At 59.5% G+C, this 24,100-nt stretch carries 20 protein-coding genes and 1 pseudogene; 12 read left to right on the plus strand and 9 right to left on the minus strand.

What is annotated here, in order from left to right; all coding sequences use genetic code 11:
- Position 1 precedes the first annotated feature (1 nt).
- On the plus strand, positions 2-178 hold the full coding sequence (locus ASF84_RS29495) for a PA1571 family protein (protein WP_056840256.1): 177 nt from the start codon (positions 2-4) through the stop codon (positions 176-178).
- A 61-nt stretch (positions 179-239) separates the two neighbouring features.
- Here ASF84_RS29495 and ASF84_RS18200 read toward each other — a convergent pair whose 3' ends face one another.
- A complete protein-coding gene (locus ASF84_RS18200) occupies positions 240-1,208 on the minus strand; it encodes a GlxA family transcriptional regulator (protein WP_056840257.1) in 969 nt (322 codons plus the stop codon).
- Between the two features lie 247 nt (positions 1,209-1,455).
- Here ASF84_RS18200 and ASF84_RS18205 point away from each other — a divergent pair, with 247 nt between their 5' ends.
- Complete coding sequence (locus ASF84_RS18205) at positions 1,456-2,001, plus strand: cysteine hydrolase family protein (protein ID WP_056840258.1); 546 nt, start codon at positions 1,456-1,458, stop codon at positions 1,999-2,001.
- Positions 2,002-2,010: 9 nt separating this feature from the next.
- Here the strand turns inward: ASF84_RS18205 and pdxB are convergent, their stop codons facing one another.
- From pdxB to rlmM, 3 genes are all read right to left on the minus strand, one after another.
- Positions 2,011-3,156, minus strand: coding sequence for a 4-phosphoerythronate dehydrogenase PdxB (pdxB, locus tag ASF84_RS18210; protein WP_056840259.1), 1,146 nt, complete (start codon positions 3,154-3,156; stop codon positions 2,011-2,013).
- Between the two features lie 62 nt (positions 3,157-3,218).
- Positions 3,219-3,473, minus strand: coding sequence for a sulfurtransferase TusA (gene tusA, locus ASF84_RS18215; protein ID WP_056840260.1), 255 nt, complete (start codon positions 3,471-3,473; stop codon positions 3,219-3,221).
- A gap of 51 nt (positions 3,474-3,524) precedes the next feature.
- Positions 3,525-4,589: a 23S rRNA (cytidine(2498)-2'-O)-methyltransferase RlmM gene (gene rlmM, locus ASF84_RS18220; RefSeq protein ID WP_056840261.1), complete on the minus strand. Its 1,065-nt coding sequence runs from the start codon at positions 4,587-4,589 to the stop codon at positions 3,525-3,527.
- A 202-nt stretch (positions 4,590-4,791) separates the two neighbouring features.
- Here rlmM and acnA point away from each other — a divergent pair, with 202 nt between their 5' ends.
- The 7 genes from acnA to ASF84_RS18255 all read left to right on the plus strand — a co-directional run bounded on the left by acnA (position 4,792) and on the right by ASF84_RS18255 (position 13,907).
- Positions 4,792-7,536: an aconitate hydratase AcnA gene (acnA, locus tag ASF84_RS18225; protein WP_056840262.1), complete on the plus strand. Its 2,745-nt coding sequence runs from the start codon at positions 4,792-4,794 to the stop codon at positions 7,534-7,536.
- Between the two features lie 102 nt (positions 7,537-7,638).
- Entirely contained in the window at positions 7,639-8,472 is an 834-nt protein-coding gene (locus ASF84_RS18230; RefSeq protein ID WP_056840263.1) for a CPBP family intramembrane glutamic endopeptidase, read from the plus strand.
- A 102-nt stretch (positions 8,473-8,574) separates the two neighbouring features.
- Positions 8,575-10,140 carry a methyl-accepting chemotaxis protein gene (locus ASF84_RS18235; RefSeq protein WP_056840264.1) on the plus strand — a complete coding sequence of 522 codons (1,566 nt, stop codon included), beginning with the start codon at positions 8,575-8,577 and terminating at the stop codon, positions 10,138-10,140.
- A gap of 445 nt (positions 10,141-10,585) precedes the next feature.
- On the plus strand, positions 10,586-11,230 hold the full coding sequence (locus ASF84_RS29180) for a hypothetical protein (protein ID WP_056840265.1): 645 nt from the start codon (positions 10,586-10,588) through the stop codon (positions 11,228-11,230).
- Between the two features lie 404 nt (positions 11,231-11,634).
- Positions 11,635-12,276, plus strand: a complete 642-nt coding sequence (locus ASF84_RS29185) for a hypothetical protein (RefSeq protein ID WP_156684290.1) — start codon at positions 11,635-11,637, stop codon at positions 12,274-12,276.
- A gap of 54 nt (positions 12,277-12,330) precedes the next feature.
- Positions 12,331-13,005 (plus strand): hypothetical protein, encoded by a 675-nt coding sequence (locus ASF84_RS18250; RefSeq protein ID WP_056840267.1) that lies wholly within the window; start codon positions 12,331-12,333, stop codon positions 13,003-13,005.
- A 326-nt stretch (positions 13,006-13,331) separates the two neighbouring features.
- Positions 13,332-13,907, plus strand: coding sequence for a hypothetical protein (locus tag ASF84_RS18255; RefSeq protein ID WP_056840268.1), 576 nt, complete (start codon positions 13,332-13,334; stop codon positions 13,905-13,907).
- Between the two features lie 80 nt (positions 13,908-13,987).
- Here ASF84_RS18255 and ASF84_RS18260 read toward each other — a convergent pair whose 3' ends face one another.
- Positions 13,988-16,174, minus strand: coding sequence for an autotransporter outer membrane beta-barrel domain-containing protein (locus ASF84_RS18260; protein WP_236709450.1), 2,187 nt, complete (start codon positions 16,172-16,174; stop codon positions 13,988-13,990).
- Between the two features lie 345 nt (positions 16,175-16,519).
- On the opposite strand from ASF84_RS18260, the gene ASF84_RS18265 reads away from it, so the two are divergent.
- The 3 genes from ASF84_RS18265 (at position 16,520) to ASF84_RS18275 (ending at position 21,911) form a co-directional block, all read left to right on the plus strand.
- Positions 16,520-18,358 carry a hypothetical protein gene (locus ASF84_RS18265; RefSeq protein WP_236709451.1) on the plus strand — a complete coding sequence of 613 codons (1,839 nt, stop codon included), beginning with the start codon at positions 16,520-16,522 and terminating at the stop codon, positions 18,356-18,358.
- A gap of 57 nt (positions 18,359-18,415) precedes the next feature.
- Entirely contained in the window at positions 18,416-21,364 is a 2,949-nt protein-coding gene (locus tag ASF84_RS18270; protein WP_056840269.1) for a hypothetical protein, read from the plus strand.
- Positions 21,365-21,449: 85 nt separating this feature from the next.
- Positions 21,450-21,911 carry a hypothetical protein gene (locus tag ASF84_RS18275; RefSeq protein ID WP_056840792.1) on the plus strand — a complete coding sequence of 154 codons (462 nt, stop codon included), beginning with the start codon at positions 21,450-21,452 and terminating at the stop codon, positions 21,909-21,911.
- Between the two features lie 4 nt (positions 21,912-21,915).
- Here ASF84_RS18275 and ASF84_RS18280 read toward each other — a convergent pair whose 3' ends face one another.
- The 4 genes and pseudogenes from ASF84_RS18280 to ASF84_RS18290 form a co-directional block, all read right to left on the minus strand.
- Positions 21,916-22,581, minus strand: a complete 666-nt coding sequence (locus tag ASF84_RS18280) for an alpha/beta family hydrolase (RefSeq protein WP_056840270.1) — start codon at positions 22,579-22,581, stop codon at positions 21,916-21,918.
- A gap of 144 nt (positions 22,582-22,725) precedes the next feature.
- Entirely contained in the window at positions 22,726-22,896 is a 171-nt protein-coding gene (locus tag ASF84_RS29190; protein WP_153811673.1) for a hypothetical protein, read from the minus strand.
- Positions 22,897-22,906: 10 nt separating this feature from the next.
- A pseudogene (locus tag ASF84_RS18285) lies at positions 22,907-23,800 on the minus strand (manganese catalase family protein).
- Positions 23,801-23,839: 39 nt separating this feature from the next.
- On the minus strand, positions 23,840-24,043 hold the full coding sequence (locus ASF84_RS18290; RefSeq protein WP_156684292.1) for a hypothetical protein: 204 nt from the start codon (positions 24,041-24,043) through the stop codon (positions 23,840-23,842).
- Positions 24,044-24,100 lie beyond the last annotated feature (57 nt).

Below are 24,100 nucleotides of genomic sequence, written 5' to 3' on the forward strand. Positions count from 1 at the left end.
CATGAGCTTGCAAACCAGCGGCAATCAAGTTGAGGTCATTCGGGCCACCCCCAGCCTTCCCGTGGGTGGCGCAATTGTCGACGAGCACGGCCGCGAGGTCCTGATCACCGAAGCCATGGTGCAGGCCGCCTGCCAGGAATGCGACAAGCACTGGGTAACACCCGACAAAGAAGACTGATGCTATACCCAAGCTTATGACCCGGCCCTTGTGTCGGGTTTTTTATGCGCCAGACGAAGGCTCAGCGCGCGTGCCTGTCGCGGAAAAACATCCGCCGATAATCGGACGGCGAAGTGCCCAGGTGTGCACGCAACTGCTGGCGCAAGGACAGCGACGTACCAAACCCGGCCTCCTGAGCAATGCATTCGACCGACAGGTCCGTGGTTTCCAGCAGCTGTTGCGCCCGTGCCACACGCTCGGCATTCACCCAGCGCGACACGGTACTGCCTGTGGCCTCGCGAAACCGGCGCGTGAAGGTGCGCCGGCTCATGCGCGCCACCCCGGCCAGGTCATCAAGCGACAGCGGACCGGACAGGTTGGCGCGGGCCCAGGCCAGCACCTCGGACAAGCGCGTTTCGGACGCCAGTTCAGGCACCGGCTGCTCCACATACTGGGCCTGGCCGCCCGGCCGGTGCGCCGGCGTCACCAGCAGCCTGGCGGTGCGATTGGCGGCATCGGCACCGTGGCGCTGGCGAATCAGGTGCAGGCAGCAGTCGATGGCGGCCACGGTGCCGGCCGAGGTCATGATGTTGCTGGCATTGACATAGAGCACCTCCGGCCGAAAACGGGCCTTGGGGAAGCGCCGGGCAAAAGCATCGCGGGCGATCCAGTGCGTGGTGGCTTCCTTGTCGTCGAGCAGGCCGGCATCACCCAGCACGAAGGCGCCCAGGCACAGGCCGACGATCAGCCTGCCCTGCGCGTTCGCCTGCTGCAGCGCCTGCACCAACGCTGCTGAAGCCGCTACGTCGGGGTCGCTCCAGGCCGGAATGATGATCACCTCACAGGTTTGCATCAGCTCAAGCCCATGCACGACATCGATGCCGACATCCTGGTCGCTCACCACCCTGCCCGGCGTCTCGGCACAGTACATCACCTCGTAGTGGGCCACGCCGGGAGTCAGCTCGACCGCCCCGAGCACGATGCCGGGAATGGACAGGTGAAACAGGCTCACACCGTCATAGGCAAGCACGGCAACGCGAACGGCAGGCATGGGCGGCACTCCGGATCATCCAATCGTGGCCCGAACCTATCGCCTGGCAGCGTATGGGTCAAACCCTGTATGGCCCGATTACATCGATATATGTCATTCAGGCCACTGTTGTCGATCTGCATATCCCACAACAATAGGCACTTCGAACAGCCTGCGGCCTTGAGATTGCCCGTCGTGCACTCTTGGTCTGGCAGGCCAGCCCACGAGCACTACTTTCTATGCTGCTCATTCATCAGGAGCCTCAAACATGCAACAGGGCCTTATCGTTGTGGATCTGCAAAACGAATACCTGCCCACCGGCAAGCTGCCGTTGTCGGGCATAGAAGCCGCGGCAGCCAAAGCGGCACGCGTGATTGCCCACGCACGGGAAACGGGCGTGCCGGTGTTTCATATCCAGCATGAATTTGTCGGTGATGAGGCGCCGCTGTTCGTCAAAGGCTCCGACGGCGTGCAGATTCAGCCTGGCGTGGCGCCGGTCGGCGACGAGCCGGTGATCGTCAAGCACCACATCAATGCCTTTCGTGAAACGGACCTTGCACAGCAACTGCACGCACAGGGTGTCGAAAGCCTGATGGTGGTCGGCGCCATGAGCCACATGTGCATCGATGCCATCGTGCGGGCCGCCGCCGACATGGGCTACCCGGTGACTGTGCTGCACGATGCCTGCGCCACGCTCGACCTGACGTTCAACGACGTGACCGTGCCGGCTGCCCATGTGCATGCCGCCATGATGGCGGCCTTCGAGTTCGGCTACGGCACGGTCAAATCGGTGGATGACCACCTCAAGGCCTGAGGCCAGGCGTCACACCAATCGGGCACCCAGCGCCTGCACCACCTGCGCCAGCGCCTGGATGCCTTCGCCTTCGAGCCTGACCTTCAGTGCATCGATTTCGCGGCGCGGCGGGTAGTGTTTGCGCAAGGCGTCGAACGCCTGGCGCTGGCTGTCGGTGTCACCTTCCAGGGTGCGGCGAAAGTCGGCGTCATCGCGGCGCGGGTCATAGACGCCGCGGCACAGCATGGCCAGGGCCCAGGCCGGGTCGGCCTCGCGGTCCAGGCCGACATGCGCCAGCCATTGGCGCGGCAGCAGGTCCTGCAACTGGATGCTGGCCGGCTGTTGCAGAAAGGTGCACAGCGCCTGGTAGATCTGCGCCGTGCCACGCTGGCGGCCGTCGAGGCTGTAGCCGGCAATGTGCGGGGTCGCCAGGGTGCACAGCTCGGCCAGCGGTACATGAACCTGCGGCTCGCCCTCCCAGACATCCAGCACCGCCTGCAAGTCCTCGCGGTCAAGCATCACCTCGTACAGTGCCTGATTGTCGACCACCGCGCCCCGGCTGGCGTTGATCAGCCAGGTGCCCGGGCGCAGGCGCTCCAGGCGCGGGCGGTCGAACAGGTGCCAGCTGGGGTGGGCGCCGGCCCGGTCCAGCGGCGTGTGCAGGCTGATCACATCGCAACGCTGGATGATCTCGTCCAGGCTCACATAGTCGCCGCCCTCGGCCTGCTGGCGCGGCGGATCACACACCAGCACGTTCCAGCCCAGGCCACGCAGCACCTCGATCAACCGCCCCCCGACCTGCCCGGCCCCGACCACGCCATAAGTGCGCAGGGGCAACTCGACGCCTTCGATTTCGGCCAGGGTCAGCAGGCTGCCCAGCACGTAGTCGACCACGCCCCGGGCATTGCAGCCCGGCGCGCTGGACCACTGGATACCGGCCTCGCTGAAGTAGTCGAGGTCCAGGTGATCGGTGCCGATGGTGCAGGTGCCGACAAAGCGCACCGGGCTGCCTTCGAGCAGGGCGCGGTCGACCGGGGTCACCGAGCGCACCAGCAGGATATCGGCATCGGCCACGGCCGCCCGGTCAATGGCGCGGCCCGGCAGGCGGCGGATCGTGCCCAACCCGGCAAAGAATGCGTCGAGCAGCGGAATGTTTTCGTCAGCAACGATGTGCATGGGTGGCTCCGTGGGTACGACGTGGGAACGGGAACAGGCCTTCAGGCAGGTGGCCGGGCCTGTCAATCAGCCTTCTTGCGAATCCAGTACAGAAACGTGGTGCCTTCGACCTGCTGGTCCACCAGCTCATGGCCCAGAAATACGCAGAACTTGGGAATGTCGCGGCGGGTCGAGGGATCAGTGGCGATCACCTTGAGCAAACCGCCGGCGGCCAGGTCACGGACTTTCTGGTGCAGCATCATCACAGGTTCCGGGCAGTTCAGGCCGGTGGCATCGAGGATGGCATCGGCGATGGGGGTTTCGATCGGGTCAGGCATCGTTTACTCCGAAAAGCAGGTGAGCGGTGTGGCGCCTCGTCTGAGGGCAGGTCAAGCCTTGCGCAGATCCAGGCGACGCAGATGGCAAGTGACCTCTTCACGGTCGTGGTACAGCTGCTTGCAGCCGATGGACACCTTGACGCCGCGGGCCTTGAAGCCGTCCTCGATGCGCTCCAGCAGGCGGCGCACTTCAGCGTAGCGTTGTTTCATCGGCAGCTTGAGGTTGACCACTGCCTCGCGGCACAAGCCCTCGCCCAGCCAGGTTTCCAGCAAGGCGGCATTGCGTGCCGGCTTTTCGACGATGTCGCAGACCATCCAGTCCACGGTCTGGCGCGGCTTCCAGGTGAATCCGTCGGTCATCAGGTGCTGCACCAGGCCGGTGTCCATCAGGCTTTCGGCCATCGGGCCATTGTCGATGGCGGTCACCAGCATACCGCGACGCACCAGCTGGTAGGTCCAGCCACCGGGTGCGGCGCCCAGGTCGACGCCGGTCATGTCGCCGGACAGACGCTCATCCCACTGGTCGCGCGGGATAAAGTGATGCCAGGCCTCCTCAAGCTTGAGGGTCGAACGGCTGGGTGCCTCGCGGGGGAACTTCAGGCGCGGGATGCCCATCGGCCACATCGCATTGTTATCGGCCTCGGCCAGGCCCAGAAAGACCTCGCGGCCACTCTTGAAGGTCAGCAGCAAACGCGGCAGCGCGGGGTCTTCACGCAGCTTGCCGGCCTTGAGCAAGGCCTTGCGCAGCGGCACCTCGAACTTGCGGCAAAAAGTTGAAAGCTCCTTGCCATCGTTGGTGTCGAGCACTTCCAGCCACAGGCTGCCACACACCGGAAACGCGTTCAGGTGTTCGAGCAATACGCTGATACGGTCGGTTTCCGGCAGTTCGACAAATTCGCCCCGTGCCCACTGGCGCGGGAAGATCAGGCGGTCAAAACGCTGGCCCTGCATCAGGCGCTGGGCGCCGCCTTGTTCAAGGCAGATGAACTCGGCGCAGGCGGTGTCGGCCTTGGCCCTGGCATAACCGGCCACGTTCAGGCGGGCGGCGATGTCGGCTATTTCCGAGCAGACCTCGCCTTCAAAGCCGGGCCGGCAATGCATAAACAGCGTATTCATGGACGGCTCCAGGGCCTGTGGCAATCAAAGCCGCGCATGATAGCCCAAACCGGAACCTCTGACGCAGCTCAAGGGTCCACACCCTCAGTACGGGAATTGGCGCACTGACCGTGTTGCGCCGCCGCTCAGGTCCTGATGCTCACAAGGGCGTCAACGAACGCCCTTCGGCCAGGACGCCTGCCTACTGTTCAAGGAGCCTCCAATGCCCTCCCTCGATAGCCTGAAAAGCCGGAAAACCCTGGCGATCCAAGACAAGACCTACCATTACTTCAGCTTGCCCGAAGCCGCCCGCACCCTGGGTGACCTGGACCGCCTGCCGATGTCGCTCAAGGTGCTGCTGGAAAACCTGCTGCGCTGGGAAGATGACAAGACTGTCAGCGGCGATGATTTCAAGGCACTGGCCGACTGGCTGAAAGAACGCCGCTCGGACCGCGAGATCCAGTACCGACCGGCCCGCGTCCTGATGCAGGACTTTACCGGCGTACCCGCCGTGGTCGACCTGGCCGCCATGCGCGCCGCCGTCGCCAAGGCCGGCGGCGACCCGCAGCGTATCAACCCGCTGTCGCCGGTGGACCTGGTGATCGACCATTCGGTGATGGTCGACCATTACGCTTCCGACGGCGCCTTCGAGCAGAACGTCGACATCGAGATGCAGCGCAACGGTGAACGGTATGCGTTCCTGCGCTGGGGCCAGAGCGCCTTCGACAATTTCAGCGTGGTGCCGCCGGGCACCGGCATCTGCCACCAGGTCAACCTGGAGTACCTGGGCCGCACCGTGTGGACCAAAGAAGAAGACGGCCACACCTATGCGTTCCCTGACACCTTGGTGGGCACCGACTCGCACACCACCATGATCAATGGCCTGGGCGTGCTGGGCTGGGGCGTGGGCGGCATCGAGGCCGAGGCCGCCATGCTCGGCCAGCCGGTGTCGATGCTGATTCCGGAGGTGATCGGCTTCAAGCTGACCGGCAAGCTCAAGGAAGGCATCACCGCCACCGACCTGGTGCTGACCGTCACCCAGATGCTGCGCAAGAAAGGCGTGGTCGGCAAGTTCGTCGAATTCTATGGCGACGGCCTGGCCGACCTGCCGTTGGCCGACCGCGCCACCATTGCCAACATGGCCCCGGAATACGGCGCCACCTGCGGCTTTTTCCCGGTCGATGACGTCACCCTGGACTACCTGCGCCTGTCGGGGCGCCCTGCCGCAACCGTCGAACTGGTCGAGGCCTATTGCAAGGCCCAGGGCCTGTGGCGCCAGCCCGGCCAGGAACCTGCTTTCACCGACACCCTGGCGCTGGACATGGGCGAAGTGCAAGCCAGCCTCGCCGGCCCCAAGCGCCCGCAAGACCGCGTGCCATTGCCCGCGGTGGCGCAGGCCTTCGATGACTTCCTGGGCCTGCAACTCAAGCCGGCCAAGGTCGAGGAAGGCCGCCTGGAAAGCGAAGGCGGCGGTGGCGTGGCGGTCGGCAATGCCGAACAGGTGACCGATGGCATCGCTTATGAATACAACGGCCAGCGCTATCACTTGAACAACGGCGCGGTGGTCATCGCCGCCATCACCTCCTGCACCAATACCTCCAACCCCAGCGTGATGATGGCCGCCGGCCTGCTGGCCAAGAAGGCCGTCGAGAAAGGCCTGCAGCGCAAGCCGTGGGTCAAGAGTTCGCTGGCACCCGGCTCCAAGGTGGTGACCGACTACTACGCAGCCGCCGGCCTGACCCCGTACCTCGACCAGTTGGGCTTTGACCTGGTGGGCTATGGCTGCACCACCTGCATCGGCAACTCCGGCCCGCTGCTGGAGCCTATCGAGAAAGCCATCCAGCAATCGGACCTGACCGTGGCTTCGGTGCTGTCCGGCAACCGCAATTTCGAGGGCCGCGTGCATCCACTGGTCAAGACCAACTGGCTGGCCTCACCGCCGCTGGTGGTGGCCTACGCCTTGGCCGGCAACGTGCGCATCGACATCAGCCGCGAACCCTTGGGCCAGGGCAGCGACGGGCAACCGGTGTACCTGCGCGACATCTGGCCCAGCCAGCAGGAAATCGCCGAGGCCGTGCAAAAGGTCGACACCGCCATGTTCCACAAGGAATACGCCCAGGTGTTCGAAGGCGACGCGCAGTGGCAGGCGATCGAAGTGCCACAGGCGGCCACGTATGTGTGGCAGGCCGACTCCACTTACATCCAGCATCCGCCATTCTTCGAAGACATCGCCGGCCCCCTGCCGGTCGTCGAGGACGTGCGCGACGCGCGTATCCTGGCGCTGCTGGGCGACTCGGTGACCACCGACCACATCTCCCCGGCCGGCAATATCAAGACCGACAGCCCGGCAGGTCGCTACTTGCGTGAGCAAGGTGTCGAGCCCAGGGATTTCAACTCCTACGGTTCGCGGCGCGGCAACCACGAAGTGATGATGCGCGGCACCTTCGCCAATATCCGCATTCGCAACGAAATGCTCGGCGGCGAAGAAGGCGGCTACACCCTGCATGTGCCCACAGGCGAAAAGCTGCCAATCTTCGATGCTGCCCTGCGCTACCAACAGGAAGGCACGCCACTGGTGATCGTGGCCGGGCAGGAATACGGCACCGGCTCCAGCCGCGACTGGGCGGCCAAGGGCACCAACCTGCTGGGAGTCAAGGCGGTGATTGCCGAGAGCTTCGAGCGCATCCACCGCTCCAACCTGGTGGGCATGGGTGTGCTGCCGTTGCAGTTCAAGGCGCCACACACGCGCAAGAGCCTGGGCCTGACCGGTCGCGAAACCCTGGCCATCAGCGGCCTGACCGAGGCCGAACTGCGCCCCGGCATGAACCTGCAACTGGACATCGCCTTCGAGGACGGCCGCCGGAAAACCCTCGAACTGCTGTGCCGCATCGACACCCTCAATGAGGTGGAGTACTTCAAGGCCGGCGGCATTCTGCATTACGTACTGCGTCAGCTGATCGCTGCCTGAGTCCAAGGGCTCGTTATCACCAAGTGGTAACGAGCCTTTTCCCAACTGTTGACCCAACGCCGCGTGTGGCTAGAATCGCCCGCTTTTATTCGGGTGGTTCATATGATCGCATCGCGCTGGACGGCACTGATCCTGCTGGGCCTGGGTTACAGCCTGGCCCTGTCCCATGGTGGGCTTGAACCACCGGTTCTGGGCGTCCTGTTGATCCTGTGTCTCGCCGCGTTTGCGGTTCGATCCACGCACCCCGCTGCCCTGCGCGGCGCCGGGCATGCCGTGTTCATCGCCACCGGGCTGGGCCTGGCATTGCACTGGCTGCCCGGTTTCGACAATGCGCCGCTCATGGCCATGAACCGCTCCAGCCCGCAAGCGTTTCCCTTCACCACCTACTGGAACCTGGACAAGCCCTTGATCGGCTTCTGGATCCTGCTGGCCTGCCCGTGGATCTGGCAGCCGGTCGATGCGCGCCGCACGCTGAAAGTGGCCTTGTGGGCGGCGCTGGCAATCACCGGCCTGTGCCTGCTGCTGGCCTGCGTCACGGGCGTCACGGCATGGGCGCCCAAATGGCCACCCTATAGCCTTTTATGGTTGCTCAATAACCTGCTGCTGGTCTGCCTGACCGAAGAGCTGTTGTTTCGCGGCTACCTGCAAGGCGCCTTGCAGCGTGCACTGCAATCCTGCACCCGACGCTGGCCAAGCGCAGTCGTTTTTACACGGCCTGGGTCGGCTGCTGCCCTGTTGCCCATTGTGGGGGTAGCGGTGCTGTTCGGCCTGACGCATGTCGGCGGCGGCTGGGCCTGGACAATACTGGCCACGCTGGCGGGCATCGGCTATGGCATTGCCTGGCGTTACGGAGGACTATGGGCGGCGGTGAGTGCGCACTTTTGCCTCAACCTTGTGCATTTCACGCTCTTCGCCTACCCGATGCTGGAACGGTGAATACTGACCCCTGGCAAGCATTTGCATGATCGACGCCTCAATTTTCTGCAGGGGGTGCCGATAACTCGCCAAAGCCTTATTGGATCGAAGGATCGAATACCCATGCGTAACAATCAGCCCATCACGCAGCGTGAGCGGACATTTGCAGCCCAACAACGGTTGATCTCCACCACCGATACCAAAGGCGTGATTACCTACTGCAACGACGCCTTCGAGCAGATCAGCGGCTTCAGCCAGCTGGAACTGCTCAAGTCTTCACACAATCTGGTGCGCCACCCCGACGTGCCGCCCGCGGTGTTCGAGCACATGTGGGCCACGCTCAAGACCGGCCAGCCCTGGATGGGGATCGTCAAGAACCGCTGCAAGAACGGCGACCACTACTGGGTCAATGCTTATGTGACGCCGATCCTGGAAAACGGCAAGGTGATCGGCTACGAATCGGTGCGCGTCAAGCCGACCGCCGAGCAGATCCGCCGCGCCCAGGCGTTGTATGCACGCCTCAACGCCGGCAAGTCCGCCGTACCGGGTCGTGACAAGTGGCTGCCGGTGCTGCAGGACTGGGTGCCCTTCATCCTGATCAGCCAGATCGGCTTCGTGATCGGCGTGCTGCTCAACTCCTGGTGGGGCTTTATCCTTGCCGCCGCCCTGTCGGTGCCGCTGGGCCTGATCGGCCTGAGCTGGCAGCAACGGGGCATCAAGCGCCTGCTGCGCCTGGCCGAACAGACCACTTCCGACCCGCTGATCGCGCAGATGTACACCGACAGCCGCGGCCCGCAGGCGCGCCTGGAAATGTCGATCCTCAGCCAGGATGCCCGTCTGAAAACCTGCCTGACCCGCTTGCAGGACACCGCCGAGCACCTGAACCTGCAGGCTGAGCAATCCAATGCCCTGGCCAACGCCAGCTCCGCAGGCCTGGAACGCCAGCGCGTCGAGACCGAACAGGTCGCCGCCGCCATCAACCAGATGGCAGCCACCACCCAGCAAGTGGCCAGCCATGTGCAAAGCACCGCCACTGCCACGCAGCAGGCCAATGACCTGACCCGTCGGGGCCGTGACATCGCCGGCGAAACCCGTGAGGCGATCCAGCGCCTGTCCACCGCCGTCGGCGAAACCGGCCTGACCGTGACCCAACTGGCCAGGGACAGCGACGAAATCGGTGGTGTGGTCGATGTGATCAAGGGCATTGCCGACCAGACCAACCTGCTAGCCCTCAACGCCGCCATCGAAGCGGCACGCGCCGGCGAAATGGGCCGCGGCTTTGCGGTGGTGGCCGACGAAGTGCGCCAGCTGGCCCAGCGCACCACCGAGTCCACCGGACAAATCCATGGCCTGATCGCCAAGCTGCAACAGACCGCCAACAACGCCGTGCAAACCATGAACAGCGGCCACCGCCAGGCCGAAGAAGGCGTGGCCCGCGTGCTGGAAGCCGACCAGGCATTGGTAGGCATCAGCGAGGCTGTGGCCAATATCACCGACATGGCCACCCAGATCGCCGCCGCCACCGAACAACAAAGCTCGGTGGCCGACGAGATCAGCCGCAACATCTCCAATATCGCCGACCTGGCCGACCAGACCTCCGACGGCGCCCAGCGCTCGGCCGTTCTCAGTGCCGAACTGACCCATACCGCGCATTCGCAGTATTCGTTGGTGGAACGGTTCAACCGGTAGGGTGCCTCTAAAAACGTAGGCGAGGCAGCCAGCGCAAGGCAAAAACAGGCGAGAAAGCGGAGTTTACGAGTTGTAAATGAGCATTTTGAGCCTGTTTTTAACGCAGCGATGGCAACGCAGGTAGTTTTTAGAGGTGCCCGGTAGGCTCTACGGTTGTAAAAGACCCCCTCAGGTGTACGCCTGGCGGGGTTTTTTATTGCGCAGGTTTAATGAATGGCCTTCAAGAATGCAGGCAGTTCCTACATCGCCATAAAAAAACAAACCCCGGTTCTTGCAGGACATTTCCCAAATGCTTTCAAAGAGGGTGCTGTTTCACTCAGGCGGGTTGACAGGTGACTGACGAGGCGATTAGTTCGAAATCAGGCCAGCGACACAGGGCCTGACTTCACATCTACTTAATTCGTAACTCAGGTCATGTTGATTTGAGATTGCATGAGGAATATCCATGAGCCTTACTCGTAACCCACACATCAAAGCCCCTGTCATTCCCGCAGCACAAACAGATGGACTTATCAAACTTTCGGAACTGACGCATGACTTGGTTGTGCAGTTCCCCGTCTGGGAAGGCGCAGAACCCAATGACTCATATCAACTTTTATTTGACGGCTTTCCTGTTGGAAACCGAGTGATCTTTCCTGATCCTGTTCCTGAGGGTTTACTGACCTTGGGTATTCCTTTGCCGTTACTTGATGTGGAAGGCGTGCATACAGTGGCTTACCGTATCGTCGGGTTTCCTGGAGGCGTGCCCTTTGACACGCCTCCAGCCATTATCCGAATCGACCGCACCGCTCCAGGCGCCGCCCTTCTGGCACCGCTGATTTTTCCATACCCCTTCGAAACACTCATCGCGCATATCCCCGGTTATGCCGGCATGGCCGTGGGCGATACGCTTCAGAGCTTTTGCAATGGCGTGCCAGGACCTGTGCACCTCATCGGTGATGACGACCTGAGCACCCGATTGATGCAGATCCACTTCAGCCGAGAGTTTCTGCAAGGCCTGAACAGTGCCGAAATCGAATTCACCTATCACGTCACTGACCGTGCCGGTAATCAGTCGCGACTGGCCCAGCCTGTGAACTTGGCGATGTAAAAAAGCCTTTTTATCCCGTTTACCAAGGTCTTTAGCAGTTTCAGCACGAGCCGTGGTGAAACGGCAACAGATCCTGGTATCCGATAAAACGTACCGTCACTTCAGTCATGCGGGCCTTCAGCGATTCATGGCAGCCACTCTAACCGCATGGCTTTTCGTACAAAATCTAATGAACCAACGTTGAGCACGCGGGCAATTCCTACATTGCCATAAAAACAAACCCTGGCATCTGCAGGACATTTCCTAAAACTTGTTAAACAGGGTGCAATTTCACTCAACCAGGTTGACAGGTGACTGACAAGACGATTAGTTCGAAATCAGGCCAGACAAGCAAGACCTAAATTCAAACCTACTCAATTAGCAAATTAAGCCATATGGATTTGATATCACATAAGGAGCAGCACATGAAAATCACTCACCACTTTCTCACTCCCCCTGTCATTCCTGTCGCAGAAGCAGACGGTCTTATCAAGCTATCGAATCTGAAAGATGATGTGATCGTGCAGTTTCCCGTATGGGAATATGCACAACCCACCGACGCTTATCAGCTTGTCTTCAACGGCTTATCGGTGGGAAAGCGAGCTGCACTCCCTCATCCTGTTCCTGAAGGCTTACTGACCCTAACTATTCCCTTGGCATTACTCGATGTGGAGGGCGTGCATACGGTAGCTTACAGTACGATCAGATTTCCTGGTGGAAACATTGATAATTCTCCTTCAACCACTATCAGAATCGACCGTACTGCCCCAGGCGCTGCGCTTCTGGCGCCTCTGATCTTTTCAAACACTCATGAACCCTTCAGCGCGCATATCCCCGGTTATGCGGGCATGGCCGTGGGCGATACGCTGCAGACCATTTGCAATGGTGTATCAGGTCCCACCTACATTACCAGCAGCGACGATCTTAACACCCAGCTGATGAAAATCGACTTCAGCCGCGAATTTCTGCAAAGCCTGAACAGTGCCGAAATCGAACTCACCTATCACGTCACTGACCGCGCCGGCAATCAGTCCCGATTGGCCTGGCCTGTGAACCTGACGGTTTAATAACAGGCATTTCCAATGCACTTACTGACCACTTAAAAACCAAGAGAACAGCATATGAAAACCTTTGAACTCCCCTCACCGCTTGTCCCGGCAACAGCATTTCCTGACGGACTATTACCCGTCGCAGCATTGGATAAACCCTTGGAGGTAGACATTGTAATTTGGGAACACATGCAAACAGGCTACTTCGTTCAGTTGATATTGAATGGCCAGCTAGTAGGTGAGCGGCGTGCCAAGACCGAGCAAGAACATCCCGGCGATGTCATGACCCTGGAGCTTGCGATTAAGCACCTTGAGCATGATGGCACCTACGCTCTTGGTTATCGGGCCACCAATGACAAAAGCCTGCAACATACGGACGCGCCGTCCGTGCAGATCAAAGTGGATCGAGCCGCTCCTGGCGCCACGCTGCTGGCACCCTTGATGTTCCTGGGCATCAATTTCGGCGACGTACTGACAGCCCAGGTGCCGGGCTATGCCGACATGGCCGAGGGTGACACGGTGCAGACGCTGTGCAATGGGACTCAAGGCCCTGCACACAGGGTCAGCCATGACGACCTGAATACCCGGCCGATGCAGATCGACTTCAGCCGAGAGTTTCTGCAAGGCCTGAACAGTGCCGAAATCGAATTCACCTATCACGTCACTGACCGTGCCGGTAATCAGTCGCGACTGGCCCGGCCTGCAAGGGTTACAGCGAAGTTCGAGAATATTCCTACACTCACTTGAATACAGCTTTATAGACTCCCGCACTCTTTTGAGTGCGGGACATTGCGTAAACTGCCTGTACGAATTCTCTGGTATTTCAGCAGCGTCAACCACAGAGGATTTTCCAATTTAAACTAAGCCTGCCTGCGACCCCGCAGGTGACACGCCTTAAATTCAGCGATTGACAGGAGCATTATGCTTTTGACCGAAAAACACCTTTACACGGGCCTGCCTGCATTCAAGCCACCCGACGCTCAAGCCAGCACACTTAAAAGCATTGACTGACGTTTTTGCACGAATAATCACTTTAATGAAAAAGTCTTTGATAGTTACAAGGTGAGCCAACCATGGAAGAAACACCCCCGGCAGACGAGCCAACCAACAATCCAAAACCTGAAATAAAACCCGAAAACGAAAACGAAGGTAAAGAAGAGGAAGAAGCGAAAGGTGAAGGTGAAGGTGAAGGTGAAGGTGAAGGTGAAGAAAAGCAGACATTTGAATATGAGGACGAGGACGAGGAAGAAGAAAAACCCGTCGACCTCTACCTTCAGCGCTATCTGGACGCCCCTCGCTCACTGCTGAATCTACCGGAGATCTCTATCAGCCTCAAGCCACCACGTCTCGCTAACGCCAATCCCGAATCGGTCAGCCAGGCGCAGGTCCAGGCCGGCGTCACCGTATTGATTCCCGGCTCGCCGATGATGCGCCGCGAAGATGTCATCGTCATGCATTGGGGCGCTCACACGTGCTCGAACACCCTGTTTCATGACACGATCGCTCACCACGCCGTCTGGTCACCCTGTATTGACTACAGAGCCATCGGCCTTGAGCAGTACGGCCGGCTGGAAATGTACTATGAGGTCTGGCGTGCCGAAGAGCTGATCGGTACATCGCCCTTTGTGCAGGTGCTTGTCGAACCCTAAAAGACCCCCTAAAGGCATCTGTTAAACCCATAAAAAGCCCCCGGTGATCGCTCGCCGGGGGCTTTTTTCACTCAGTCACCTCAGAAAGCCAGGCGCAGCCCGACATTGGTCCCCCAAGGCTGCTTCACCTGCTTGCCATTCATGTAGTCGAAATCGGCATGCAGTTGCAGACGCTCGGACAGCGAGACCGACACGCCAGCCCCCACCTCAGCCCGCGTGCCGGACAGGTCATTGTCAAAGCGGCTGTCATTGACCCTGACATCGTTGTGGCGCGAGAACTCCTGAGCCAGCGCCACGCGCACATAAGGCTGCAACACCCCGCCGTCCTTGAGCGCAATGTCGCGACCCACCGACGTACCCACCTTGCCCAGGATCGAACGCGTCTGGCTGTTGCTGGCTTGCAGGCCATTGTCCATCCGATAGCGCTCGCCCTTGAGGGTTACGGCGGCCAGTTGCGCATAAGGCTCGACAAACCAGTCGTCCGCCAGCTTGATATGCCGCCCCAGCTCTACCGAGCCACCAAAACCGGTGTTGTCATAGTCGCCCTTGGCCTTGGTGCTGTCGCTCATCGCCACTTTGGCCTTGTTGCGCAAGCGGTTGAGCTTGAGCACCGCATCCAGGTAATACCCCTGATCCGACAGCCAGGTGGCATAGGTGCCGACATAGACGCTGCCCACCTCACCACGGGTGCCAGCGCTCAGGTCCAGATCCGATTGACTGTGACCGACCATGACCCCCAGCGACAGTTGCCCGTTGCTGACCGGCACCGGTGCATCCGCCCCCAGGCTGAAGCCCTGTTGCTTCTGCTTGTAATCGATGCCGTCGCCGGTGGTGGCCTGAAAGCGATTGCCATAGCTGCGCATCCAGCCGCCGCCCAGACCTGTGGTGCGCACCTCGCCCATGCGGCTGCGCAAAGTCGAAAGTTCGCTCATCCAGATAGTCGGCCCGGCATTGAACAGCGCCAGCGCGCTGGCCGTCGAGGGGCTGATCGTGCGGTTTTCACCCACGATGAACCAGTCATTGCCTTGTTGCTCCAGCTGGTAGGAATAGGTGCCCAGGTCCACCCGGCCGCCGACCAGGTTGAATTGCGCATTTCCGCCTTCGGTGTGCACCAGCAGCAATGGCTCCAGTTCCGGCGAGATGACTTCCGTACCGGTATTGCGCACGCGCAGCCCGAACTGACCGTAGGCCTGCCCCTGTACATCAAGCAGGTCGCCATCGCCCTGGTCCAGGTCGATGCGCATGGCAAAGGTGCCGCTGCCGGTCAGGTGATCCAGCGATAAGGTCTTAAAGTCCCCGCCGCCAAAATCCACGGTTCCCCGGTCCAGGGTCAAAGACTTGATGGCATTGTCATCCACCATTGTCCAATGCCCCCCGGAATGGATGGAAAGCTCGTTGCCGTTGACGATATTGCCTGTCAGACGCGCCTGGTTCTGCAGCGTGACATTCAGGGTGCTGGTGTCATCGGCGACCAGGTGGCCGGTGAGAAGGCTGTTGTCGACCCTGAACTGGGTCGTAGTATTGCTCAGACTCTCCAGCAGGTTGCCATTGCCCGTCAGCAGTGTTGACTGGTTCTGAATATCTATCTCGGCGCTATGCGTAAACCCGCCTCGACCTTCAACCCTGATCGTTGCACCGCCCAGGGCTTCAAGACGAGAAGCATCGACAAGCAGATGGCTGTCAGCTTTCGCAGGATCACTAGTAGGCTGTGTAATATGCACGCTGTAGGTATCACCCAGAATATGGCTGCCCGACCTGACCTCTACATTTGCACCAATCACTCCCAGCCCCCAGCCTAACCAGTTGACGTCATTGACTTTATGACCAGTCGCTTCGACATTCACCAGTACTGCTGAACTTTTATCAAGCGTCACCCCTGCCCCAACTGCCGTAAATTGACTGTCGGAGATATTTACCTTATCGGCATCACGAACAGACAACGCTACTAGATTCTTACCCCCTTGAAGAGAAGACCTTACCACCTGCACTTCACCCGCACGGTTTATGACCGCACCTTGTCGAACGACTGTCCCGTCAGTCAGCAAGACCGTTGAATCAGTGGCAGCCAATATATCTATCGTCGCATGATCAGCCAAAAAACGAGAGTTATTCATCACCGTATAAGAATCGGGCGCATAAGAACTATCAATGACCACCTTTTCATTATCAATAACCGTACTCGCCAACAAGGGGGTGCACACCAAGCTTACTACAGCACCCACCCCCATTTTATTTCTCAAGAAAAAACAACTTCCACGCCCCAACATGCAATCACCTCCACGCTAACGAGGCGCTCATTGTGCACATCAGAAACGCCCTACAGACCGTCCTACAAAATCGAAATATGTAGTCCATTTCCTAAGACCGTGCATTAAGCGTCCTACAGCCAAAATGCCTTTGGCACAGACCCACCCACAGAGCACTTCATTTCTATAAAAATTCTATGAATTTTATCCTCACCCCCATTGACACCGCGCAAACCATACGATTACTTAAGTAGCAGATGAGAGCCAACGCCCTTATCGCTTACAACAAAAAATTCTTCACCTGCTCGTCGCATTACTCGACGACGGCTTCTTTTGCACTTAGCATTTATTTATCAAGGAACCCCAATGAAATCTTTGCCAACCTCAAGAATTGCTCGACGCCCGCATGTAAAAAAACGGAGCAACTATGCCCCCCCTGTTGTACCTGTCGCCGATGAAGTCGACGGCCTGATCAAAACGGCTGATCTTGAAAAAGATATTCTTGTCGAGTTTCCGATGTGGACAGGCGGCCAACCCCGGGATGCCTATCAACTGAACCTTAATGGCAAGGCAGTCGGTGAAAAAATCACTTTCGACATCGTTCCGCCTGTAGGCACGATCTTGCAACTGTCGATCCCTGTAGCCAACGTGCCAACAGAAGATGGTGCTTATCAAGTTGGCTACACCGTCACTTTATTCCCTGGCGGTAACCTTGATCCTTCACCCACCACAACCATTGTTGTAGACCGCACACCGCCAGGGACTCACCAACTCGGGTACATGGACTTCCCTGAGCAGGCGAAAGACGGTCTGACCGCTGAAGAACTGCGTGATATGGGAGACGTTCTGACAGGGCGTATTTTCGGCTATTCCGGCCTGCGAAAAGGCGACACGATCAAGACTTATTGGGGCAGCGTGGCAGGACCTGAAACCGTTCTTAGCGGAGAGGAAGACGAGGAGCAGTCGATCGACGTCGCCTTTACCAAAGACTTTCTGACCCGCCTTCCCAGCCCGGCAGGCGCCACCTACTACACCGTGACTGATCGAGCCGGCAATACCTCTGCAGACTCCGGAAAAGTGACTATTCCGCTGTTTCTGACTGAAATCACTCCTGACTTGCCACCCCCTGTAATCGACAATTACGACGGCCTCATCGACCATGCCGATGCCCGTGTCGGCGTCGAGGTCAAGATTCCTGTCTCCGCTCTGGTGACAGAGGGCGACCAGATTCTGCTGCACTGGGGAACGGAATCTCTTGGTCCGGTGCCGGTCGCAACAGAAGATTTGGGAGAGCCCTTCATTCTTATTTTCGATGTGCAATACGCCACCATCGAAGCAGCCAGAGACGGTGTCCGTCAGCTCAAGTATGAAGTTATCCGAAGCGGGCAGATTGTCGGTATTTCCAGCGATCTTGAAGTCAATGTGAAAATTGAGCTTCCTGTACCTGGCACGCCGGACAAACCCACTGTCCGAGGCGGCAGTAGTCTCCCTAGCAATGAAGACAACTTCATCGATGACAATGATTTCGAGCTGAATGCAACAATCCTGATCAATTGGAACCCTGCCTTTAAGGCTTCGCAGATCCTTACCGTTTACTGGGGGGGCGCCGAAGTACTTGAGCAGCCCTACGTCATCACCAATACCGATGTGATCGCAGGCCGACCACTGCTGCTGACCGCTTTGAATAGCCGATTCAAACCAGTGGGCACCGGCAATGACATTCGTGTTTATTACACGGTCACGGCCACTGACAACCCGAATATTTCCACTTCATTTGAGCAAGGAATTATTGTCCAATCCAAGGATGAACTACCGGGCGGACCGGAGGGGCCTGACGCGCCTGAATTCACTTCACTCAATGAAAACGGTGTTATTGAGCGGATTGGCAGTGCCCACGGCGCAACGATCTTTATCAAGCCCTACATCAACATTGCTGTCGGCCAGGTTATTGTTTTCACTTATGAGGCTTATGATCAATTGGTCGGTGGCGACAAAAAATTCGAATGGTCTCATACCTCGGCGAACCTGACCCCGAATGAAGTGGATAACGGTTACCATTTGACCGTTCCCGTCGACACCCTGAAAAGACATTGCCACGGCCATGTCGAAGCAACTTTCCAGGTTAAAAGCGATAAAGGCCAAGGAAACTCGAAACGCGCAAATGTATTCATTGATATGCGCTACGAGAGCGTCTGCAGCTTCTAAGCCTCTGTAAGAGGTGAGTCATATCTCACCTCTTATCTTTACTCAAGGATAGACATAATGAACAACTTGCTGATTTCATCCTCGCTGCCGGCACCCCACATCCTGAGCCACTATGCCGAAGGCATTGGAGATGTTGATGTTGCAGATCCTGCAAAACCCCTTGAAGTTCTGATTGGCCCTTTGCTTCTAAGTCAACGAGATCGTCTCGATCTCTATTGGGGTGACAATGGCGAAATCATTGATTCCTATACGCACTCTCCGGATGCTCCAGACACCAACGGTATGTTCTCGCTCTATGTCGATACCCGCTGGCTAAAACCAGGCGCACCTGCTGTTCGGTATGTCTATACCCCTTTCCCGAGCGGCAATCCTGACCACTCCCCCAGCACCACCGTCACCGTCAAACTCTCCATCCCCGGTGGCCGTGACCCTGACCCGGGCACGCCTTATGAAAACGAAAACCTGGCGCTGCCCATCGTTAACCCTCCAGGCCTGATCACCTCTGCGGAGGGTGTCTCGGTCACGGTTCAGGCTTACGAGAATATGGTCGAAGGCGATGTGCTTTCGGTGTACTGGCATGGCATCAAAATCGAGGTGCCACCCTTGCGCGCCGAACAGGTCGGGCGCGCGGTGGTGGTTGATATCCCGAGGGAAACGGTGATCGAAGCCGGCGACTCGGAAAACATCGTGGTGCGTTATGACCTGCGCGATGTGGTCAACAACTGGTCGCGGTTTTCCTTCCCGACGTATGTCGAGGTCGAGGCCGGCAACTCCACCCTGCCGGCGCCGATTGCACCGCAAGCGCCCAATATGGAGCTGGACCTGGACAAACTGGCCGGTGCCGATGTGCAGACCCTGGTGCTGTCGCATCGCGATATCGAGATCGGCGACACCATCAACTTCATTGCCGAACGCAATACAGCCGAGGGGATACCGCTGGCGCCTTATACAGCGTCGAAAGTCGTCAGCATTCCTGGCAGCTTTGTCGAGTTTCTGATTCCAAACGCACAGTTTCAACCCATCGCACAGGGCCGCGCCCGTTTCAAGTACATCGTCAGCAAGGCCTCGGGCGTACAACTGCGTTCCAAGAGCCTGCCGCTGAATATTCTGGGCGAAGTGCAGCAACTGGCATTGCCGATTGTGCCTGCAGCAGTGGACGGTTTGCTCGACCCGACCGAGCGCAATGTCCAGGTGCAAATACCGCCTTACTACTTCATGGCCGACGGGCATGACGTCACGCTGGTGTGGATGGGCAAGAGCGCCAGCGGCGCCACGGTCATGCATGAAGAGGTCAAGAACCTCAACCAGGACGATGTCGGCAAGCCCCTGGCCTTTGTGGTACCCGATGACAAGGTGGCAGCCCTGGCCGGCGGCACGCTGGAAGTCCACTACACGGTGATCACCTACGAGCGCGATTTCTTCAAGTCGCCGGTACTCAATCTGCTGGTGGATATCGACAGTAATAATCCCTTGCCAGCCCCGAACGTGGACAAGGTCGATGAAAACGGCGTACTGGACCCGGGCGATGTAGTGCTTGAAGCCGTGGTGCGCGTGCTGCCTTACCCGGCCATGGCCGTGGGCGACAAGGTCACCGTGCGCTGGGATGGACGCACCGCCCAAGGCTCCTACAGCACCTATACCGTGATCAATGGCGGTACGGTCAACAAAGAGGTGATTTTCAGGGTCCCGAAAAACTTTGTAGTAGCCAATCTCAATGGCACGGTCGAGGTCTGGTACGACGTGCAACGCGAGGGTCGTACAGCGGTGTCTATCAAAAAGACCCTCACTGTCAGGTCAAAGGCCTTGCCGCCGCTCCCACCCCCCCGCATCAAGGAAGCCCAGGGCAACGTCCTCGACCCCGCCCAGGCCACCCGTGGCGCCACCGGCGTAGTCGACGCCAGTGCCCAGTTGCGCGCCGGCGATCGGGTCACCTTGCAGTGGGAAGGCCCCAAGGGCAGTGACCGTCAGGAAAAACTGATCACCGAGGCCGAGGCCGGCAAGGCGCTGGAGCTGGTGTTCGCGTATGCACTGGTGATTGCCAATGCCGGGCAGACGGTGGCGATCAGCTATACGGTCAACCGGGTCGACGGCCAGGTCCAGACCTCGGACACCTTGCAGTTGCAGATCCGTCAGGGCCTGGACAGTCTGCCGGCCCCCGGCATGGACACCGTCGGTGCCGACGGGGTGCTGGTGCCTGCGCAGATCCCCGAGTCCGGCGCAACGGTCCGCGTACGCTACCCCGGCATGGGCCCGCAAGACCGAGTGGTGGTGAAATGGCGTGGCGCGTCGAACCACGACACGGTGGAACAAGTGGTGGGCAGCGCTGCCGAGTTGCTGTTCAACGTGCCCAAGGCCCTGATCGTGGCCAGCAGTGGCCAGTCTGCCACCGTGCTCTACACCGTGTCGCGCGCAGGCCGGCAGGTCGAGTCGGCGCCCTTGTGGTTGTCGGTGTATCAGGGGCTGATCCTGAATACCACGCCTGTGACCCTGAGCGGCAAGGTGTATCTGATCCCGGGTCACCCGGACCTGCTACCGACCCTGCCGGCCGGAACCACAGTGCAACGCATTGCTCAAGGAGGCCAGGCGCCTTACACCTATCGAGCCCTGGACACCCAGGTGGCCAGGGTCGATGGCAACGGGCTGGTCACGGTGCGCGGCAAAGGCACGACCCGTATCGAGGTCAGTGACAGCCGTGGCGAAACCCTGAGCTACGAGGTCAGCGTCACCGGTGTTATCCATTGCATAGGCCTGGGCAGCGGCAGCTTTACCGCCATGGCGAATGCGGCAGCCAGTCAAGGTGCGCGCCTGTGCTCGCTTGCCGAGTTGCGTGAAATCCACGCCGCCTACGGCAATCGCTGGCCAATGGGCAATGCCATCTACTGGTCTTCGACCGTGGCCATGCAGAATCTGGTCGGCTGGAAATGGTATTCGGTCAAAAACCTGGTCGTTGGCGCAGAATCCAAGCTGCTGCACAGCAAAGCCACTCTGGGTGTCGCGATCCGCTAGAAACAGCACGTTGGCCCATGATTTCAGGGGCGCTGCCATTGCGGCAGTGCCTTTCTCACCACTGCAACCATTCAAGATTTACGCCATGTCAGATCTCGTTCCCACCTCAGGCCAAGCGCTACCCACCCCACAGGCGGGTGATCATTTTCGCGCCTTCATCAATGGCCAGCCCCTGCAGGTCAGCACCCTGACTGGACGGTTGATGCTGCGACCCGAGCTTTCGCAGGTTGCCGACCACTGGATCTGGAAAATCATCGCCGAAGGCAAGGTCGGCCAACGGCGCACCAGTATCGGTCTGTTCTTTGATCGCGACCTTGCGCCGGGCACCTACCCGCTGGTGGGCGACTCACCGATCAGGGTGGTCTATAACGAGGCACCGCATTCGAAAAGCGTGATTTACCATTCAGCCCACTTGCAGAGCGGCAGCTTGACCTTGCTGGTGGTCGATCCGCGGCATGGGCGCGTGCAAGGCCGCTTCGACTTCGGCATTTCGGCGGTTGACTTCGAGGTCAACCGGGGTCGTTTTTCGGTGCAGTGCGAATCATGACGCTTCAAGGCTGCAAACAGTGAGCGATGCACTCAGCGGCCTGCGCCAGGCATTGCTCATGGCTCAGGCCGGAAGCCTTCAACGGTTTGAGATCATGGTCGGCGGTGGGCAGCCAGTGCAGTTCGATGCAGGGCGACAGCGTGTAGCCCTGCACCGTCTCTCGGTTGCCCAGCGCGTCACGCTCACCCTGCACGATCAATGTCCTGCACTGCAGCCCGGCCAGGTGCGCCACCCGGGGCTTTTCCGGTTTGCCGGCGGCATAGAATGGATACCCCAGGCACACCAGCGCATCGACCAAAAGCTCATCAGCCAGCAAGCTGGCCATGCGTCCGCCCATCGACTTGCCACCGATGGCCAGCCGTCCCGGCACATGGGCGCGCACCAACGCATGCACCTGACGCCAGTGCTCAAGCAACTGGGCCTGCGGATTGGGCGGGCGCTTGCTGCCTCCGGTGCGCCGCTGCGCCATGTAGGGAAACTCGAAACGCAGCACGTTGATGCCCTGTTGCGCCAGCAGGTCGGCCATGGTGTTCATGAATCCGCTGTCCATCGGCGCACCGGCGCCGTGTGCCAGGATCAGGGTCACGGGTGACTGCGCCTGCGGCGCGACGGCTGCCGTCCATAGCCAGCCGTTGGCGTGCGCCCATGCGGTGTGTTGGCTGTTACTCATGCCTGCCTCTTTATTGATGATGACTCGTCTGGCCTATCGCCTTGCCGATCGGCACAGCCTGACAGCAAGACAACGGCTCGCCCATCGTTCGCGCACAAAAAAGCCCGCATCGCTGCGGGCAAGGTCTCGCATGAAGCCTGGGGGTCAGTCGTTCAGCAACGGCCAGAGGTTGAGGCCGCGCACTTGATGAACGAGCTGGGTGGTCCTGAAGACCGATTTCATTTCCATCGCCTGCAGACTGAAGGTCCGTAATGATTTATCGAGCGTGTCGTGCGTACGCCGGGTACGCAGTAACGTGAAGGTGTTCTTGCGCATGGCAGGCTCCTTATAAAGACTCGTCCGGGGTCTTGCCCTGTACCAGGCCACTGCCCAGTTCGGCGCCGGTCAGCGGCAGGCTGGCCGGGTCGGATCGGGTGCGCAGCTTCATGTTCATCAGCGTCTGTTCGTCTTCGACACTCAGGTTCACGGTGGCCAGGCCATCGCCGCCGTCGACCGCCGGCTGTGGATTCTCGACATAGTCGAACTCCTCGCCGTTCCAGGGGCCGCGCACAGTGGGCTCGCCCTGGGAAAGATTGAAATAGGTGCGGCTGAATTCCGGCTTGCCGGGCAACTTGCCCTGCGGGAAGTTCGGCTGGATGGCGTGCAGGGCTTTTTCGAACGACAACTGGTGGGCGATTTCCCGTGTCATCAGAAAGCCCAGTGCATCCTTGATGCCCGGATCTTCAGTCACGTTCATCAGCCGCTCATAGACAATCTTGGCCCGCGCTTCGGCGGCGATGTTGGAGCGAAAATCCGCCGTAGGCTCGCCAATGGTGTCGATGTACGCTGCAGTCCAGGGCACGCCGGCCGAGTTGACCAGCGGCGCCCCACCGCCATACAGCAGGGTGGTGATATGGGAGTCGTTACCGGCGCCATTGAGCGAGCGATACAGCTCGCCTTCCTGCTCGACGCCTTCGGCGATCTTGCCCTTGGCTCCGCGATTGAGCATCACGATGATCGAGCCGATGACTTCCAGGTGGCTCAGTTCTTAGGTGGCAATGTCGAGCAGCAGATCCTTGCGGCCCGGATCTTCTTCGCTCAGGCCCTGGGTAAAGTAGCGGGCGGCAGCCGCCAGCTCGCCCTGGGCACCGCCGAACTGTTCGAGCAGCAAATTGGCCAGGCCCGGATTGGGTTCAGCCACGCGAACCGTGTATTGCAGACGCTTGTTATGAATGAACATGCTCTTTCCTCATTCTCGTCATCAGGTATCGGTCAGTGTTCAAGCGTGGCCGGGAATCACCGCCTGGTTGCCGCGTTGCCCGGTGCTGTGGACATTCAAAAGTGTGTGAATGAAAAGACCGTGAAGCGGGGTGCGCGGTGACGTGGCCATGCTTGATTTCTCCATGAAAAGCGTGGATTTCAAATCGTCCTGCGTGCAATGGACGCAATAGTTGAGGGGCAGAAGCGCGATGATGTTCAGCAATCTTTCATCAAAAGCCGACGAACGTAACAGGTGGCTATTAGCTGCCATCGCCTGACA

Source organism: Pseudomonas sp. Leaf127 (assembly GCF_001423155.1).
Taxonomy (GTDB): Bacteria; Pseudomonadota; Gammaproteobacteria; order Pseudomonadales; family Pseudomonadaceae; genus Aquipseudomonas; species Aquipseudomonas ovata.

Excerpts from the sequence above, each read along its gene's own strand:
- ASF84_RS29495 (WP_056840256.1), top strand. The coding sequence starts at position 2 with ATGAGCTTGCAAACCAGCGGCAATCAAGTTGAGGTCATTCGGGCCACC.
- ASF84_RS18200 (WP_056840257.1), bottom strand. The coding sequence starts at position 1,208 with ATGCCTGCCGTTCGCGTTGCCGTGCTTGCCTATGACGGTGTGAGCCTG.
- ASF84_RS18205 (WP_056840258.1), top strand. The coding sequence starts at position 1,456 with ATGCAACAGGGCCTTATCGTTGTGGATCTGCAAAACGAATACCTGCCC.
- pdxB (WP_056840259.1), bottom strand. The coding sequence starts at position 3,156 with ATGCACATCGTTGCTGACGAAAACATTCCGCTGCTCGACGCATTCTTT.
- tusA (WP_056840260.1), bottom strand. The coding sequence starts at position 3,473 with ATGCCTGACCCGATCGAAACCCCCATCGCCGATGCCATCCTCGATGCC.
- rlmM (WP_056840261.1), bottom strand. The coding sequence starts at position 4,589 with ATGAATACGCTGTTTATGCATTGCCGGCCCGGCTTTGAAGGCGAGGTC.
- acnA (WP_056840262.1), top strand. The coding sequence starts at position 4,792 with ATGCCCTCCCTCGATAGCCTGAAAAGCCGGAAAACCCTGGCGATCCAA.
- ASF84_RS18230 (WP_056840263.1), top strand. The coding sequence starts at position 7,639 with ATGATCGCATCGCGCTGGACGGCACTGATCCTGCTGGGCCTGGGTTAC.
- ASF84_RS18235 (WP_056840264.1), top strand. The coding sequence starts at position 8,575 with ATGCGTAACAATCAGCCCATCACGCAGCGTGAGCGGACATTTGCAGCC.
- ASF84_RS29180 (WP_056840265.1), top strand. The coding sequence starts at position 10,586 with ATGAGCCTTACTCGTAACCCACACATCAAAGCCCCTGTCATTCCCGCA.
- ASF84_RS29185 (WP_156684290.1), top strand. The coding sequence starts at position 11,635 with ATGAAAATCACTCACCACTTTCTCACTCCCCCTGTCATTCCTGTCGCA.
- ASF84_RS18250 (WP_056840267.1), top strand. The coding sequence starts at position 12,331 with ATGAAAACCTTTGAACTCCCCTCACCGCTTGTCCCGGCAACAGCATTT.
- ASF84_RS18255 (WP_056840268.1), top strand. The coding sequence starts at position 13,332 with ATGGAAGAAACACCCCCGGCAGACGAGCCAACCAACAATCCAAAACCT.
- ASF84_RS18260 (WP_236709450.1), bottom strand. The coding sequence starts at position 16,174 with ATGTTGGGGCGTGGAAGTTGTTTTTTCTTGAGAAATAAAATGGGGGTG.
- ASF84_RS18265 (WP_236709451.1), top strand. The coding sequence starts at position 16,520 with ATGAAATCTTTGCCAACCTCAAGAATTGCTCGACGCCCGCATGTAAAA.
- ASF84_RS18270 (WP_056840269.1), top strand. The coding sequence starts at position 18,416 with ATGAACAACTTGCTGATTTCATCCTCGCTGCCGGCACCCCACATCCTG.
- ASF84_RS18275 (WP_056840792.1), top strand. The coding sequence starts at position 21,450 with ATGTCAGATCTCGTTCCCACCTCAGGCCAAGCGCTACCCACCCCACAG.
- ASF84_RS18280 (WP_056840270.1), bottom strand. The coding sequence starts at position 22,581 with ATGAGTAACAGCCAACACACCGCATGGGCGCACGCCAACGGCTGGCTA.
- ASF84_RS29190 (WP_153811673.1), bottom strand. The coding sequence starts at position 22,896 with ATGCGCAAGAACACCTTCACGTTACTGCGTACCCGGCGTACGCACGAC.